We start from the raw sequence: 15881 nt of genomic DNA, 5'->3' as shown, positions 1-15881 counted from the left end.
TTTTATGGGCGTAATTTGATGGCGTCGGATTCGTGGATAGCTTGGTCGGTCACTTTCCGGTGATCGGTGAGTACATTCTTTCTTTCGCGGCTGTGGCGACTACTCTGAAAGCTATTAGCGTTTTTCTCCAAAAATACGAATTCAGTATCAAATTTCATCCAGCATTAGTATTTTTCCACCCACGAAATTATCGTTTCGCCATAATATTGAAGTTCTGTTAGCGTTTTTCCTGTCCCCGTAAAGGATTTCGTCAATGCAAGTCGGTTTCCAGACCCTCGCGAACCGTTACAACATCGCATTGGCGCAGCCTCTGCGCGTACAGTCGATGATTGGCACCGTACGTGTCAGCCGTGAAAGCGCCGGAAACGTGGAGAACAGGTATCCGCCACGCTACCGCCCTGCAGACGATTTCGCAGGGCATTTCGAGTTCGGTCTCAAATACGAAGAGATTCATCTCGAGTTCTTTGCTCGCCTGTTTGCGGCCATAGGCCCGCAGCCTGTTGAAGACTGGTGTCGACGGGAGCCTTTTGGCCAGTATGCCCGTCGCACAGGATTCCTCTACGAATGGCTGACAGGGGAACGTCTGGAGGTGCCTGATGTGACCAATGGCGCCTATGTTGATGTACTTTCACCACAAAACTACCTGACTCGTCGCGAGTCGTTGCGAACGCGGCGCTGGCGAATCAATAACAATCTGCCGGGGACACCCGACTTCTGCCCCTTGGTTCGTCGTACCGAGCCAGTGCGGGAGGCCTTGCAGTTCGATCTGCGTGCGGCATTGGATGAGTTGGATCAAGCCTTTGGTCCCGACATCCTGATGCGAACGGCCAGTTGGCTGACGTTCAAGGAATCGCGCGCGAGCTTTCTCATCGAAAAGGAAGCCGACCAGGCCGATCGCATCCAGCGGTTTGCGCATGTCATTGCCCAGCACTGCGGCCATATAGATGCCCCATTGAGCAACGACACCCTTCGGTCCCTGCAAGCCGGCATTCTGGGCCACGATGCCATCGGACTAGGCTTGCGACGCTCCCCTGTCTTCGTGGGACAAGCCACAATGCGCGAAGACATCGTGCATTACATTGCCCCGCACTTTGAAGATCTTGCCCCCCTCCTGGAAGGCCTCAACGAGTTCGAGGTCGCAACGCGTGGTGCCGAGTCAGTGGCACGCGCCGCGGTGCTTGCATTCGGCTTCGTGTACATCCATCCAATGCGTGACGGCAACGGCCGGATTCATCGCTTCCTGATCAATGACACCTTGATCCGGGACAAGGCAGTGCCCGACGGAGTGATTCTGCCCGTGTCAGCCACGATCACCAGCTCTATCGATTTCAGGGCCGGCTACGATCGTACGCTTGAAGTATTCTCACGACCGTTCATGCGCCGTTACGCGGCAGCCTATCGGTTTGGCGAACTGGTGACCTACGAGGACGGAACGCTTAGCAATTTCAACTTCGATGAATACGTAGACGCAAGCTTTGCCTGGCGGTACCCAGACCTGACCGAGCACGTTCTCTACACCGCACGCGTTGTCGAACATACGATTCGTACGGAGATGGCAGATGAGGCCAGAGTACTGATGATCTTTCAGCGAGCGCAGGAACAACTCAAAGAAGTGATCGAAATGCCGGATCAGGATGCCAACCGCATCATCCGTTCGATCAAGGAGAATGGCTGGATGGTGTCCGGAAAGCTGAAGAAAGGATACCCGCAGCTTGAAGATGAAGGCATGGCGCAACGTGTTGTGGATGCAGTGCGTTCCGCGTTTGAGGATCGAGTGCTGGGGGCTGGTGAAGAGTGATCTTCGGTAGAGCTGGATAGCGTGCAACTGCAGCTGAAAAGAAGACCGGTCCGAGTGACCGGTTTTTTTGTGCGCGGGATTTGGTGATGCGCCTGCCAACGCTTGTGTTAAGGGCCCACTTTTAAAGGCCCAACGGAGATCAACGCCAGAAAAAGCAACGTCCTACACGACACTGGGAAATGTCCGTAGACTTGCGCATTGCTGTGCCTTTGTCATGAGACCTATAGTCCGACCGCGCCCAAATGGCGTATCGGGTTTGGCGACTCGATGGCAAAGCACAGAAACCTCCGAGCTATCTCGGAGCGTTTCTGAACGCACTCACCTGCCTTTTTTTGGCGGCTGTGCGTGGGAGACCCCAGGGTCTACCGGTTTGCCTTGTCCCGGTTCGCCAACCCGCGTACAGCTGCCACCCATTGTTTGGCGACACTGAGTGGTAGATCACCTCGATTCAAGGAAATCACTCATGAAAGAATTCATGGCTTTAACCAGCAACGCCGACGACCTCCCCTCCCTCTACGTCAACACCACCCAACCCCTGCACTCCCTGCTCAGCACCGCCTGCTACAGAATTCGCGCCGTGACGCAGCTTCTTGAAAACCTCGCGATGCGCGGCGACCTGACCTCTGACTCGGTTGTACTCAGTGACTTCGCATTGCTCTGCTGCGTGCCGTTGCGCGACGGTTGCGATGTGCTGGATGTAATCGCTCGACGTATGGATGCAGAACCATCCTGACAGTCCACCCGGCGCCTTTCGGGGGCGCCCTTTGGGATTCATAACCCCACCCGCTGTGTTCACGGAGGACCATGAACATGTTTTACCCGATTGCGATTTCCATGGGCGACGACGAACATGCGTGGGGCGTGGAAGTCCCGGATGTGCCAGGTTGTTTTAGCGCCGGTGAAGATCTGGAAGATGCAATAGCCATGGTTCAACAAGCCATTGAGGGGCATTTCGAGATGCTCGTCGAGGACGGTGCGCCCTTCCCCTCAGCCAGCAGCGTTACCCTGCATGCGGCAAATCCGAAGTACGCAGGCTGTACGTGGGCATTGGTGGAAATCGACGTGATCGAGTGAACTGATTGGAGCTTCTGATATGACTCAAAACAGTGGGTCAGTGTTCAGCGCTGAATGTGACACTGCCACCCAGAAACTCATATCTTTTGCGTATAGATCACCGCATGCGAGTAAAGAAGCCGTAGAGCTGCGTTGAGCCCGGCAGTTGATCCCTTACTCTCCCGGCTCACCCTTCGCCCCGAGATCAACATGCACAATTCAGAGTTGGGAATCATGATCATTTCAATGATCGGGTTGTTCGGCTTTGCCTCGTTTGCCTTTGAGTACTTGAGTGCCCGGCGCTCAAAAAAGAACAAGCCACAGTGATTTTTCCGAGCGGTAAAAAGGGACAGTCGACGCTCATCAACTGTCCCTTTTTCGCGTCAGCGGGTCGCGACGATAAACAGTCGCGGAAATGGCAACAGCACCGAACCATCGGCCAGGGCCGGGTACGCCCGTTCGATAGCAGTCTGATACTGCTTCAGATACTGCACCCGCTCCGCCTCGTCCAGTGGATCGAGAAACGGCCGCAGACCGCTGCCCTTGAACCACTCCACCACGCCAGACGCGCCACCCACCATCGGATGATGGTAAGTGGTGCGCCACACATCGACGCGGGTGCAACAGGCTTTGAGTATCGAATAGTAGCCACTGGCATCGGCCATTTCCGTCCGTTGCCCAGCGGCGCCCGCCAGTTTGCCGACCCATGGGCCATCAGCGGCGACTTCACGCATCAAACGGTGCGAGTGTTCATTCAGGTTGTCAGGCATCTGGACGGCAAGACTGCCACCCGGCGCCAGTTTGCTCACCAGCGACGGTAGCAACGTGGCGTGATCGGGCAGCCACTGCAACACCGCGTTAGCAAAAATCACGTCGAACGGGCCACTGTCATTCCAGGTGTCGATGTCGGCAACATCGAACTGCACCTGCGGCAAGCGCTTGCGTGCGGCCTCGATCATGTCGGTCGAACTGTCCAGCCCACGCACCGTTGCGTTGGCAAAACGCTCCACCAGCAACTCGGTGGAGTTACCGGGGCCACAACCGATATCGACAGCCGAGCGCACGTCCCCGGCGGGGATGGCTGCCAGCAGGTCACGGGCGGGACGGGTGCGTTCATCTTCAAAAGCGACGTATTGATTGGCGGACCAACTCATTGCGTTCTCCTGTCAGTGCGTTGTCCTCGGGCCGCTACGATACCGCGGCGAGCACCGCTAAATGTTTCAGAGAATCACCTTTTCGGTCACGTCGAATTTTCATTCACAACCCCAAGCCACATCTGGATCAGTGCGGAAAAGAAAAACGGCGCGTGAGTGAAGTCCCGCGCCGTTTCTGTTCAAACCTTGTGCTCAACTTCTGGCCTGCAACGCCTTGGCCATTTGCAGATGATTTTGCAATTTGGGCAGGGTTTCTTCGGCGAACGCCTTGATTTGCGGCACGTCGGTAGTTTGCGCTTCCTGCTGCAGCTGATCGATGGCTTCCTGGGTGGTCTTCACCTGACTGGCTGTATAGGCCTCGTCATAGGTCGCACCATCCATGACTTGTGGCATCAGGGCTTTGGCCTTTTCGACAATTTCTTCGCGCGGGGCCACCGGCAAATCCAGTTGCCTGGCGATTTTCGCCAGGTGCTGGTTCGCTGTGGTGCGGTCATTGATGACAATAATGGTGTAGTCCTTGACCTCTTTGGACTCGGATTTCTGATGCGCCAGACGACTGGCTTCGATGTCGGCCATGCCTTTGGCCGAGGCCTCGTCGATGAATTCGGCGGGCGACTGGGCAAAGGCGCTGCTGGTAATCAGGCCCAGAATCGCGGCAAAACTGGCATTGCATAATCGGGTGGCCATCCGGTTCATGGTCGCGCCCTCCTTGAAAAGTTCAAACGGGAGCTTTCGCCCCCGCCTCTCAATCAAAACCACCTGCATCCTTTAGCGGGATTTCTGACCGCCCTTGCGACCCATGTCGGGTTTCGCCGGGTCTTTATCGACGGTCGTGGTGGTGGTTTTCCCACCCTTGCGACCGGCTTCAGAGGCCTTCGTTCGATCGTTGGTGAAGTTTCCCGAGTTCGAGTTTCTTGAATTAGGCATGATTCTCTTCCTCTTGGTGATGATCGCGGCGAGCTGTAGCCCCCATAGAATCTGAAGTTGCGCGTCCCAAAAGGTTTAGAAAATTACCTGGATACCACGACGAACGGTGCCCGGGTTTTCAGACCAGTCGCAGGTGATGCTCGCGTTTGGCGCAGTACATTGCCTCGTCGGCATGCCGGAACAATTGCTTCTCTTCGGTGCCGTGATCGGGGTATCGGGCGACGCCGATACTTGGCTGGATATTCACGCTGTGCCCGTCCAGGCGCAGGGGCTGGACCAGGACCTGACGGATTTTCTCGACCACGATGTCGGTATCGCCCGCAGCGCGAATGCTGTGCAGCAACACCACGAACTCATCGCCGCCGATGCGTGCCACGGTGTCGGTTTCCCGCACGCAGCCCTTGAGGCGGTTGGCCACCGCTTGCAGCAGCATGTCGCCGACCGCGTGGCCATGGGTGTCGTTGACGTGCTTGAAGCGGTCGAGGTCGACGTACAACAGCGCCATGCGCCCGCGGTTCTCCCGGGCCACTTGCAGTGATGCCTTGAGCCGGTCGCGCAGCAGTTCACGGTTGGGTAACTGGGTCAGTTGGTCGTACTGGGCCATGTATTGCAGGCGGGCATGCAGTTGCTTGCGCTCGATAGCGGTCGCGACCTGGGCGCAGACGTATTGCAGCAGTTCCATGTCTTGCTCGGTGTAGTGCTCGCCGCCCGGAATGCTTTTGACGATCAACGCGCCGATGGTGCCGTTTTGCGAGTTCAGCGGCACACCCAGCCAACACGGAGCGTTCTGCTCGGTCAACAGCACTTCGAAGCCGGCAGGAGGTGTGCACTGGTCCGGGGTCAACAGGATCGGCTGTCCCGTGCGGATCACCTCGGTACACAAGCGCCCGGTCATGGTTCCGGGCTGTTCGGGCCGTGGCTCGTGGTCATCGACGTGATAAGGGAAATTCAGCCGCGCGCAGTGCTCGTCGTACAGCGCCACGGAAAAATTCAGTGCTGGCAGCCATTCGCCAATGATCATGTGGATGCGTTTGAACAACGCCAGCAGATCCTCTGCCGCATGGGCCGCCTCGGAAATCGCATATAACGCTGCCTGTCGGGATTCGGCCTGCTTGCGTTCGGTGATGTCGCGGGCCACCGCGATGCGCAACTGATCGTCCTCGGACCAACGCGCCGACCAGAGGATGTGCACCACGCGGCCATCCTTGCGCAGGTAGCGGTTTTCGAAGTTGAGCTTGGGTTCGCCGCCCATGATTTCCCGGGCGGCGTCGAGGGTGCGCTGGCGATCGCCCGGGTGCACCATATCGATCATCGGCTGGCCGATCATCTCATCGGCGCTGTAGCCGAAAATGCGCTCGCACGCCGCACTGACAAAGACGAAGCGGCCCTGTTTATCCACCGCACAAACGGCGTCCAGCAACAGATCGATATAGCTCGCCAGCGGCGCGGAATTTCGGTTTTCCATGGTTTAGCGTGGGTGTCCCGATAATGCAGCGCTTATCTATCATCCCTGCCCTGTCGACCTTGCATCCTTGTGATCATGGTCAAGCCTTGTTCGGCATCAGCCCCGGCAACGCATGGACCAGCGCGTTGATGGCGAAACCGATGAACATCACCCCGCACAACCGGGTGATTGCCAGTTCATGACGCTGGTACAAACTGCGCACTCGCCGCGCACCGACAACGCCAATGAGAATAGCGTAGGCGAGCAACCCGCCGACGAAACTCAGGGCGATCAGCGCCGGCAGCATTGACCAGTTGAGCAGTTCCGCGCGGCTCGAGAGCAACGCCGTGAACGTCGCCACCGCCACCGGATAGGCCTTGGGATTGGTCAGGCCAAACAGAATGCCGTGCCAGAACGGCTGCCGCGCCGGGCCCTGCGGCGCATCAGCGCTGCTGCGCCGGGCGCGCACCGCACGCCAGCCGAGCCAGAACAGGTACAGGCCGCTGAGCACACCGAGCACGTCGAACGCGGTACTGCCGATCTCCCGCGCACCGACAATCGCGATCAGCGCCGTGCTGCACCAGATCACATCGCCGAGCAAATGCCCGCACAGAAACCCCGCCCCGGCCCGTCGCCCATGGGCCGCGCCAATGCCGAACACTGCCAGCACACCCGGCCCCGGGGTGATGCCGTAGATAAAACCCGAGGCAAGCACGGCCATTAGCAACGATGGGGTCATTGGGAGTCCTTTTGAACTGTTTGGTGAATGGTCGCCAGTCTATATCAGGTCATTGCCTGTCGACTGAAACATCTCGACAGACGAACGGGCTGGTCCCGCCTCACTGATGACGGTGTAGTATGTTGTATTACAAACCACTACATCGAGACCACCATGTCAGTTATGTCCCTGCGCATACCAGACGAAATCGCCGATACCCTCGCGAGTCTTTCCAAAGCAACGGGCCGCAGCAAATCATTTCTGGCCGTGGATGCGCTGCGTGAATACCTGGCCCGTGAAGCGTGGCAAATCGAAGAAATTCAGCAAGCCTTGAAAGAAGCCGATGAAGGTGACTTCGCGACACAAGAAGAAGTGAACGCAATGGCTGACAAGTGGACGGCGAATGCGCGTTGAGTGGTTGCGTACGGCGTTAAAGAATCTGGATGACGAAGCCGCGTACATCGCCATCGAAAATCCAGAAGCTGCAGCAGATTTTGTCCAGGCGATTCTCGCCAGTGTCGATCACCTTGCCCGATTTCCAGCGACGGGTCGTGAAGGACGCTTACCCGGTTCCCGGGAATGGGTCATGCCTGATCGACCCTATTTGATTCCCTACCGGGTTCGCCAAGGTCGGCTTCAGGTACTACGAATTTTTCATACGCGTCGCCTGCCACCGTCCAATGGGTAAAGGCCATTTTAGAAAAGTCTCTAGCGATCGATTCCCTCCCCAATCCTCCGATTCAACCAGTTCAACGCCTGATCCCCACCCCGCCGCTTATGCCACGCCAACACAAAAGTGAACGATGGAATGTGAAACGGCGGTGGCACGACAACCAATGAGGTCTCATCGATATCGCGCAAGCCGCGCGACGCGACAGTGAGGATCAGGTCGGTGCCGCTGATGAGCTGCGGGGCGACGCTCCAGTGCGGCAGGCTGATGGCGACACGCCGGCGTTCGCGCAAGGCGGTCAACGCGCGTTCGATCTCCGGGGTGCCGCTGCCGCGCATTTCCAACAGGACGTGGGGACGTGCCAGATAGGTGGGCAGGTCGAGGCCGCCATCGGCGGGCAGGCTGCTGCGGTCCACCAGGCAGGCGTAGTGCTCTTCGAACAGCGGGGTGCTGCGCAATTCGTTGGGCATTTCCGGGAATACACCGGCGGCGACGTCAATGTCACCGTTGAGCACCCCTTCGAGCATGCTTTCACGGCTGCCATGACTGATTTGCAGGTCGATGCCCGGCGCTTCGCGGCGCAACGTCCGGATCAGTCCCGGCAGGACAATGGCGGCGCCGTAGTCGGACATCGCCAGGCGGAAGGTGCGCTGGGTGGTCGCGGGATCGAAGGCGTTCGGCGCCAGCAACGCTTGCACCTGGGCCAGGGCTTCGGCCAGCGGTGCCACCAGTTCCAGCGCTCGCGGAGTCGGTACAAGGCTGGCACCGGCGCGCACCAGCAGCGGATCGCCGAGCAGGTCACGCAAGCGCGCCAGCGCATGACTGACCGCTGGCTGGCTCAAGTGCAGACGCTCGGCCGCCCGGGTCACATGTTGCTCGCTGAGCAAGGCGTCGAGGATCACCAGCAAGTTGAGGTCGATGCGTCGTAGATCATTCATTTGCTGCATGTTCTGGATAACAAAACGGAATTTAAATCTGCGCGACGAATACCCTAGAGTCCAGCAAAACCTGTTGGAGATCGATCATGAGTACGTTGCATTGGGCCGGTCTGATAGGGCTGGCGATGATCGCCGGGGCGGTGGTGCCGTTTCAGAGCGCGATCAACGTCAACCTCGGGCGCGGGTTGGGCCATCCGTTGTGGGCGACGCTCGCCTCGTTGCTGGTGAGCGTTTTGGTGTTGTTGCCGATCATCGTGGCGATGCGATTGCCGTTGCCGTCTCTGGCATTCATTAGCAAGGCGCCGCTTTGGATGTGGGCCGGTGGCGCTTTTGGGGTGATATTCATTTCCCTGGCATTGGTGCTGCTGCCCAAGCTGGGTGCCGCGGGGTTCATGGCATTGGCGCTGGCGGGGCAAGTGGTGGCGTCGTTGTTGCTGGATCATTTCGGCTGGTTTGGGTTGATGGAACGGCAGCTCACCTTGCCGAAGGTGTTTGGGGTGGCGCTGTTGATGGCCGGGGTGGTGTTGATTCAATTTTTTGATGCACCGGCCAAGGGTTTGGCGACGGCGGGTTGAGGGGAAAACCGAAAGTACTATGGTGTTTTTCAGTCAGTCTTCGCGGGCAAGCCCGCTCCCACAGGGAGTATACGGTCCCTGTGGGAGCGGGCTTGCTCGCGAAAGCGATTTATCTGACACCGCAGCAATCAAGCCTTGTCCAAAGTCCGCAACTTCTGCGGCAACCCCCACAGCAACAGCGCCACCGCAATCAGCGCACAAACACCAATGACATACAGCGCCGGTGTGGTGCTGCCGGTCAGGTCCTTGATCCGGCCGACCATCACCGGGCTGACGATGCCGCCGAACTGGCCCAGGGTGTTGATCACCGCAATCCCGCCCGCCGCGCCAGCACCGGCACCGGCCAGCAGTTTCGGCGGCAAGGTCCAGAAGCTCGGGATGGAGGCGATGATCCCGGCACCGAGCAGGCCCAACGCGACAATCAGGAAGGTCGTGTGGTTGGCGAAGATCCCCGCGCAGAAGAACCCGACCGCACCGACCGCCACCAGACCGGCGACAAACTTGCGTCGCTCGCCAGAAGCATCGGACAGGCGTCCGATCACCACCATGCTGATGGCACCGCAGATGTAAGGGATGGCCGTCAGCAAGCCGATCATCACCGGACTTTCAGTACCAGCGCTGCGGATCAGTTGTGGCGCCCAGAAATTCAAACCGTAGGACGCTACCTGAATCAGGAAATAGATCAGGCCCAAGGTCAGGAAACCCGGAATCCGCAGCGCGGCGAGCAGCGAACCGCCACTCTTGTGCGGCTCATGCTGAGCGATGCGGCTGGCCAGCAAGGTCTTCTCCGAAGGCGTCAGCCAATGGGCATCTTCGATGCGATCCTTGAGCAGGGTCAGCACCAGCAAACCGAGGCCGATACACGGCACGCCACCGAGCAGAAACAGCCAGTGCCAGCCGCGCATTTGCAGCACGCCGTCGAGGTGTTGCAGCACCAGGCCCGAGAACGGTGCGCCCACCAGGCCTGCGAACGCCGACGACAGGAACAGCATCGAGGTGATGCGCCCGCGATAGTGCTGCGGGAACCAAAGGGTCAGGTAGTACAGCACGCCCGGGGCAAACCCCGCCTCCATCGCACCGATCACGAAGCGCAATACATAGAACTGCCATTCGCTGTTGACGAACACCATGGCCGCCGTGGCCAGGCCCCAGGACATCATGATCCGGGCGATCCAGCGCCGGGCGCCGACCTTGTACAGCATCATGTTGCTCGGCACTTCGAAAATCACATAACCGACCACGAACAACCCGGCACCGAGGCCGTACGCGGTGTCGCTCAGGCTCAGGTCGGCCTGCAGTTGAAACTTGGCGAAGCTGATGTTGATGCGGTCGAAAAAGGCGAACAGGTAGCAGACCATGATCAGCGGCATCAGACGCCAGGCGACTTTACTGACCAGGGCTTTTTCTTCGTCGTGGCTAACGGCCGGGCTCGCGCCGGCCTCCAGTGCATTAAGGCTCATTGCGTTTCTCCAGGCGGACTTCCCGTGGGTGTCCGATTGTTTTTGTTGTCTGGTTGAGGTGCTTTTTTATTGTGGGAGCGGGCTTGCTCGCGAAAGCGGTCTGACATTCAGCATTGATGTCGACTGACACTCCGTCTTCGCGAGCAAGCCCGCTCCCACAGGGGCTCTGCGGTGTCAGGTGGGGATCGGGTGCAGGTCACAATTGCGCCCGGCCTTGGCCAGTTGCCCGGGCACTTCATGGCCAAGCAGCGCCGGCAGTCCTCGGGACAGTTTCAGCAGCAGCGGCAAATCGATACCGGTGTGGATGCCGACTTCATCGCACAGGTTCACCAGATCCTCGGTGCAGATGTTTCCCGATGCCCCCGGCGCAAACGGGCAGCCGCCGAGGCCACCGAGGGCCGCGTCGAAGCGGCGGGCACCGGCCTCGTAGGCGGCCAGCACGTTGCACAGGCCAAGGCCGCGGGTGTTGTGAAAATGCAGGGTCAGGTCCGCCGGGGACACCCGTTGCAACACCCGGCGCACCAGCCGGTCGACCTGACGCGGGTTGGCCATGCCCGTGGTGTCGGCCAGGGTGATGCCCTGGATGCCGAGCTCCTGATAGGCGTCGACGATTTGCAGCACGCGGTCCTCATCGATCTTGCCCTCGAACGGGCAGCCAAAGGTGGTGGCGATGCTGGCGTTGAGTCGCACAGGACTGTCGCCAACGAACTGCACAATCTCGCCAAACGCAGTCAATGAATCTTCACAACCCATGCGCATGTTCGCCAGGTTGTGGGTCTGGCTGGCGGACATCACCAGGTTCAGCTCTTCGGCGCGACATGCCAGCGCCCGTTGCGCGCCTTTGAGGTTGGGGATCAACGCGACGTAGATCACCCCCGGTTGCCGGGTGATGCCCTTGAACACCAGTTCGCCATCGCGCAGCGCCGGAATGGCCTTGGGCGACACGAACGAACCGGCTTCGATGCGGCTGAATCCGGCCTGCGACAATTGATTGATCAGGGCAATCTTGTCGTGGGTTTCAACCCAGGTCGGCTCGATTTGCAAACCGTCGCGCGGGGACACTTCCTGCACGATCAGGCTGTCGGGATAATCGCTGATCATTGCACCACTCCTTCGACTTTCAGGCGTTCGATGTCCATCGCGGTCAGGCCCAATTGCGCGAGGATGCCGTCGGTGTGCTGGCCCAGTCCGGGACCGGACCAGTTCACGCCGCCGGGCGTCTCGGAGAGTTTCGGCACGATGCCCGGCATCTTCACCGTGGCGCCATCGGGCAGCTCGGCATTGAGCAGCATGTCCCGCGCCTGATAGTGCGGATCGGCAACGATGTCGGCCACCGAGTAGATGCGCCCGGCCGGGACTTCGGCGGCTTCCAGGGCGACCAGCACCTCGTCGATGGGCAGGCTGCTGGTCCAGTGGGTGATGGCGGCGTCGAGCAGATTGCTTTTGGCTGCACGCCCGTCGTTGTGGGCGAACTCCGGCGCCTCGGCCAGATCGGCGCGGCCGATGGTTTGCATCAGACGCTTGTAGATCGGATCGCTGTTGCCGGCAATCACCACGTAGGCGCCGTCGGCTGTCAGATAGGTGTTGGACGGCGCGATCCCCGGCAAGGCGCCACCGCTGCGTTCACGCACATGGCCAAGCATGTCGTATTCCGGCACCAGGCTTTCCATGACGTTGAACACGCTTTCGGCCAAGGACACATCGACGATTTGCCCGCCGCCCTGCCCGGTCTTGACTCTTAGCAATGACATCAGCGCGCCGATCACCGCGTGCAGCGATGCCAGGGAATCGCCGAGGCTGACGCCGACCCGCGCCGGTGGCGAACCGGGCGTGCCGGTGGTGTAGCGAATCCCACCCATGGCCTCGCCGATGGCACCGAAACCGGGACGATCACGGTACGGGCCGGTCTGGCCGTAACCGGAGATCCGCACCAGCGTCAGGTTGGGATTGAGCGCGTGCAACACGTCCCAACCGAGGCCGAGTTTCTCCAGGGCTCCGGGGCGCAGATTCTCGATCAGCACATCGGCGCTGGTCGCCAGTTGCTTGACCAGTTCGATGCCTTCGGGGGATTTGAGGTTCAGCGCCAGGGACTTCTTGTTGCGCGATTGCAGGTACCACCACAGCGAGGTGCCTTCGTGCAGCTTGCGCCATTTGCGCAGGGGATCGCCCTGGCCCATGGCTTCGATCTTGATCACCTCGGCGCCGAACTCGGCCAGCATGCGCGCAGCAAACGGCGCAGCGATCAGCGTGCCAATCTCGATCACTTTGATCGCACTCAAGGGGGCAGTCATCGCGGGGTACCTCTTGTTCTTGGAATATGTGCCAAGGCTAGAGGACAGGGGGCTCGGGAATCCAACCTTCAGTTGGCAACGAGCGTTCGCGAAATGCGAACGCTCGGGGAGATTGTCGTGACCTCAGGGCAGCCTTCGCGAGCAAGCCCGCCCCCACAGAGGAACGCATTCCAATGTGGGAGCGGCGGTGCGACGATTCGACTTGCTCGCGAAGAGGCCGGCCCATTCAGCCGAGAATTCTCAGACCGTCCCGCGCAAATGCTCAAACAACATCCGGCTCACCGGCGACAGCAGCGCCTCGTCGCGCACCACCAGGATCAACGCCCGGTCCGACCATTCGTCCGTCAGCGGCACGGCGTGCAAACCCAGTGCCCGGCCAAACAATTCAAAGGCGCGCTGCGGAAGGATGCCGATACCCATGTTGGCCTGGACCATCCGGCACATCGCATCAAACCCCGGCACATGAATACGAACCCGCAGCACCTTGCCAGCCTGGCGCGCTGCGGCGTGGGTACGCATGTTGATCGAACTGGCGGCATGCAACCCAACGTAATCACTGTCCAGCGTATCGGCGAACGCCACGCTCGAGCGGCTCGCCAATGGATGGTGCGGCGGCATCAACACCACCAGCTTGTCCTGGCGATACAGCACGCTGTGCAGGCCCTTGATGTCACTGTCGATGGAACAGATCCCGAGGTCGGCCACCCCGTCGAGCACGCCTTGAATCACCCCCGAGCTGGGACGTTCTTCGAGGTCGGTCTTGACCTGTGGGTGACGCTCGGAAAAATCCCGCAGGTCCTCGGGCAAAAACTGAATGATCGCCGACAGGTTGGCGAGCATCCGCACATAGCCGCGCACACCGTGGCTGTGCTCGCCCAGTTCAAGCCCCATTTTCTCGACGTTGAACAACATCTGCCGGGCATGGTGCAGCAGGGTTTCACCGGCCGGAGTCAGGGACATGCCCTTGGCCTGGCGCACGAACAGGCTGATGCCCAGCGCCTCCTCCAGTTCCATCAAGCGCTTGCTCGCCGCCGAGACGGCAATCGCTTCGCGCGAGGCGGCACGGGTCAGCGTGCCCTCCTCATGCACGGCGACGAACAGTTGCAGGGTGATGAGGTCGAGACGGCGGATCAGGCTTTTTTGCAGCATCGGGTACTCGGCGAAGTCGGCTCAGGCGAAGTCGCAGCATAGCGTTCTTCGCCCGCGTCGTGCCGTGGTCCGGGCACCGGTCGTGATAAAGTCGCCGCCCACAGACCTTTTGCCTCGAGACGAAGACCGCAATGACCGATTTCCAGGATGTCGATGCTCAACTTGAAGACTGGAACGCCTTGCGCAGCACCGCTTCGTTCAGTGGTTTGCTGGTGGGCAACGGTGCCAGTCGCGCGGTGTGGGACGATTTCGGCTACGAGTCGCTGTTCGAAAACGCCCGCACCGTTGAAGAAAAACCCCTGAGCCCGTCCGAGCTGAGCGTGTTCGATGCGATGCAGACCCGCAGTTTCGAGCAGGTACTGAGCGCACTGAAAACCACCAGCCGGGTCAACAAGGCCCTGGCTGTCAGCTCCGCCGCCCCACGCAATCGCTACTACGCGATCAAGGAAGCGCTGATCAACACCGTGCATGCGGTGCATATCCCGTGGCGGCTGGTGGTGCCTTCGACGCTGGTTACCATCAATCAGGAACTGGCCAGCTACCGCACGGTGTTCACCACCAACTACGACTTGCTCAACTACTGGGCGGTGCAACACCAGCCTGAGGCGATCACCGATCTGTTCCAGGGCGCCGAACCCGGTTTCGACCTGAGCGACACGGCCACCGACAAAACCCGTTTGCTGTACCTGCACGGCGGTCTGCACCTGGTGCGCAACCAGGACGGTACGGCGCGCAAGCTGATGTCGACCGAGGGCACGTTGCTGGGCAACTTCGCCATCAACAACACGATCAAGACCCTCGACGACGTGCCACTGTTCGTCAACGAAGGGTCGAGTGCGGACAAGCTCAAGACCATTCGCAGTTCGGATTACCTGTCGTTCTGCTACGAGCAACTACTCGGTCACGGCCAGGCACTGTGCATCTTCGGCCATGCGCTGGGGGAGCAGGACAGCCACATCATCCACGCCTTGCGCCTGGCGAAACCGCAGGTGCTGGCGATCTCGATTTACCCGCGCAGCAAGGCGTTCATCCAGCACCAGAAGCGGCATTACGCGAAGGTGTTTGAGGGGACGGGGGTTGAGTTGCGGTTTTTTGATTCGAAGAGCCATGCGTTGGGTGGCCCCAAGTTATCGGTTCCAGTCGAAGTTTAGTTCTGGCCGATCTGACGCTTTCGCGAGCAAGCCCGCTCCCACAGGTGACCGAGTTCCTTCAGATAAAATGCGGTCGAATGTGGGAGCGAGCTTGCTCCCACAGGGATTGGTGTTGGATTTGAAAGGTGTACTCAAAGCACCGGCAACGTCTTGTCCTTGACCACCGTGGACGAGCCGTTGGCCTTCACGCTGGCAATGCCTTTTTCCATGGCCGCCGGTGAGGCATAGGCCTCGCTGCTGCCGATGATCTCGTGGTTGCCTGCCTTGAGGTTGAAATACGGGTGGCCATCCTTGGTGGTTTTCTTCTCGTAACGCTCATCCAGCGGGCTGTTGGCCTGAACCGAGGCGATGCCTTTGTCGGCGGCGGCGTGGGTGGTGTACAGCTCGCTGGTCAGAATGGTCTCGGCGTTGGCCGCCTTGAGGACAAACCTGAACTGGCCATTGCTGCTTTTGCTCACTTCATACCATCCGGACATGCTCTTTCTCCTTGGCGATTGAAAGGTTGCGCGCTTCACAGTAAAGACCAGCCTGGTGTTTCTGTCGCCTGTACCGG

At 59.7% G+C, this 15881-nt stretch carries 17 protein-coding genes and 1 pseudogene; 7 read left to right on the top strand and 11 right to left on the bottom strand.

Annotated features, from left to right (window positions below):
• Positions 1–253: 253 nt before the first annotated feature.
• The 3 genes and pseudogenes from AC3IT6_RS06495 to AC3IT6_RS06485 all read left to right on the top strand — a co-directional run.
• Complete coding sequence (locus tag AC3IT6_RS06495) at positions 254–1798, top strand: Fic family protein (protein WP_489354657.1); 1545 nt, start codon at positions 254–256, stop codon at positions 1796–1798.
• A 463-nt stretch (positions 1799–2261) separates the two neighbouring features.
• On the top strand, positions 2262–2531 hold the full coding sequence (locus tag AC3IT6_RS06490; RefSeq protein WP_489354656.1) for a short-chain dehydrogenase: 270 nt from the start codon (positions 2262–2264) through the stop codon (positions 2529–2531).
• A gap of 77 nt (positions 2532–2608) precedes the next feature.
• Positions 2609–2863, top strand: a pseudogene (locus tag AC3IT6_RS06485) (type II toxin-antitoxin system HicB family antitoxin); the annotation flags it as partial.
• Positions 2864–3234: 371 nt separating this feature from the next.
• Here the strand turns inward: AC3IT6_RS06485 and tam are convergent.
• The 5 genes from tam to AC3IT6_RS06460 form a co-directional block, all read right to left on the bottom strand.
• Positions 3235–4005, bottom strand: a complete 771-nt coding sequence (gene tam, locus AC3IT6_RS06480; RefSeq protein ID WP_489354655.1) for a trans-aconitate 2-methyltransferase — start codon at positions 4003–4005, stop codon at positions 3235–3237.
• Between the two features lie 192 nt (positions 4006–4197).
• Positions 4198–4701: a DUF4142 domain-containing protein gene (locus tag AC3IT6_RS06475; protein ID WP_489354654.1), complete on the bottom strand. Its 504-nt coding sequence runs from the start codon at positions 4699–4701 to the stop codon at positions 4198–4200.
• A 72-nt stretch (positions 4702–4773) separates the two neighbouring features.
• Entirely contained in the window at positions 4774–4932 is a 159-nt protein-coding gene (locus AC3IT6_RS06470; RefSeq protein WP_150727559.1) for a KGG domain-containing protein, read from the bottom strand.
• Positions 4933–5050: 118 nt separating this feature from the next.
• Positions 5051–6397, bottom strand: coding sequence for a sensor domain-containing protein (locus AC3IT6_RS06465; protein WP_489354653.1), 1347 nt, complete (start codon positions 6395–6397; stop codon positions 5051–5053).
• A 79-nt stretch (positions 6398–6476) separates the two neighbouring features.
• Positions 6477–7115 (bottom strand): LysE family translocator, encoded by a 639-nt coding sequence (locus tag AC3IT6_RS06460; RefSeq protein WP_108227804.1) that lies wholly within the window; start codon positions 7113–7115, stop codon positions 6477–6479.
• Positions 7116–7268: 153 nt separating this feature from the next.
• Here AC3IT6_RS06460 and AC3IT6_RS06455 point away from each other — a divergent pair, with 153 nt between their 5' ends.
• Positions 7269–7508: a CopG family ribbon-helix-helix protein gene (locus tag AC3IT6_RS06455; protein ID WP_489356490.1), complete on the top strand. Its 240-nt coding sequence runs from the start codon at positions 7269–7271 to the stop codon at positions 7506–7508.
• Positions 7498–7782 (top strand): type II toxin-antitoxin system RelE/ParE family toxin, encoded by a 285-nt coding sequence (locus AC3IT6_RS06450; RefSeq protein WP_489354652.1) that lies wholly within the window; start codon positions 7498–7500, stop codon positions 7780–7782. The genes AC3IT6_RS06455 and AC3IT6_RS06450 overlap by 11 nt, the downstream gene beginning before the upstream one ends.
• Before the next feature lie 20 nt (positions 7783–7802).
• Here the strand turns inward: AC3IT6_RS06450 and AC3IT6_RS06445 are convergent, their stop codons facing one another.
• Positions 7803–8711, bottom strand: coding sequence for a LysR family transcriptional regulator (locus AC3IT6_RS06445; RefSeq protein ID WP_489354651.1), 909 nt, complete (start codon positions 8709–8711; stop codon positions 7803–7805).
• 77 nt (positions 8712–8788) lie between these two features.
• Between AC3IT6_RS06445 and AC3IT6_RS06440 the strand changes: the two genes are divergently transcribed.
• A complete protein-coding gene (locus AC3IT6_RS06440; protein WP_489354650.1) occupies positions 8789–9277 on the top strand; it encodes a DMT family transporter in 489 nt (162 codons plus the stop codon).
• A gap of 128 nt (positions 9278–9405) precedes the next feature.
• Here the strand turns inward: AC3IT6_RS06440 and AC3IT6_RS06435 are convergent, their stop codons facing one another.
• The 4 genes from AC3IT6_RS06435 to AC3IT6_RS06420 form a co-directional block, all read right to left on the bottom strand.
• On the bottom strand, positions 9406–10737 hold the full coding sequence (locus AC3IT6_RS06435) for an MFS transporter (RefSeq protein ID WP_489354649.1): 1332 nt from the start codon (positions 10735–10737) through the stop codon (positions 9406–9408).
• A gap of 174 nt (positions 10738–10911) precedes the next feature.
• On the bottom strand, positions 10912–11838 hold the full coding sequence (locus AC3IT6_RS06430) for a hydroxymethylglutaryl-CoA lyase (protein ID WP_489354648.1): 927 nt from the start codon (positions 11836–11838) through the stop codon (positions 10912–10914).
• Positions 11835–13028: a CaiB/BaiF CoA transferase family protein gene (locus AC3IT6_RS06425; protein WP_489354647.1), complete on the bottom strand. Its 1194-nt coding sequence runs from the start codon at positions 13026–13028 to the stop codon at positions 11835–11837. Before AC3IT6_RS06425 ends, AC3IT6_RS06430 begins: the two co-directional genes overlap by 4 nt.
• 240 nt (positions 13029–13268) lie before the next feature.
• Positions 13269–14177 carry a LysR family transcriptional regulator gene (locus AC3IT6_RS06420; RefSeq protein WP_489354646.1) on the bottom strand — a complete coding sequence of 303 codons (909 nt, stop codon included), beginning with the start codon at positions 14175–14177 and terminating at the stop codon, positions 13269–13271.
• A gap of 131 nt (positions 14178–14308) precedes the next feature.
• Here AC3IT6_RS06420 and AC3IT6_RS06415 point away from each other — a divergent pair, with 131 nt between their 5' ends.
• The gene (locus AC3IT6_RS06415) at positions 14309–15328 is read left to right on the top strand and encodes a DUF4917 family protein (protein WP_489354645.1); all 1020 of its coding nucleotides are present in this window, start codon (positions 14309–14311) and stop codon (positions 15326–15328) included.
• Between the two features lie 131 nt (positions 15329–15459).
• On the opposite strand, the gene AC3IT6_RS06410 is transcribed toward AC3IT6_RS06415, so the two are convergent.
• Positions 15460–15804: a YegP family protein gene (locus AC3IT6_RS06410; protein ID WP_489354644.1), complete on the bottom strand. Its 345-nt coding sequence runs from the start codon at positions 15802–15804 to the stop codon at positions 15460–15462.
• Positions 15805–15881 lie beyond the last annotated feature (77 nt).

This window comes from Pseudomonas sp. KH_017 (assembly GCF_057840285.1).
Note: the sequence above shows the minus strand (reverse complement) of the source record. Positions and strands in the feature narration are given on the sequence as shown.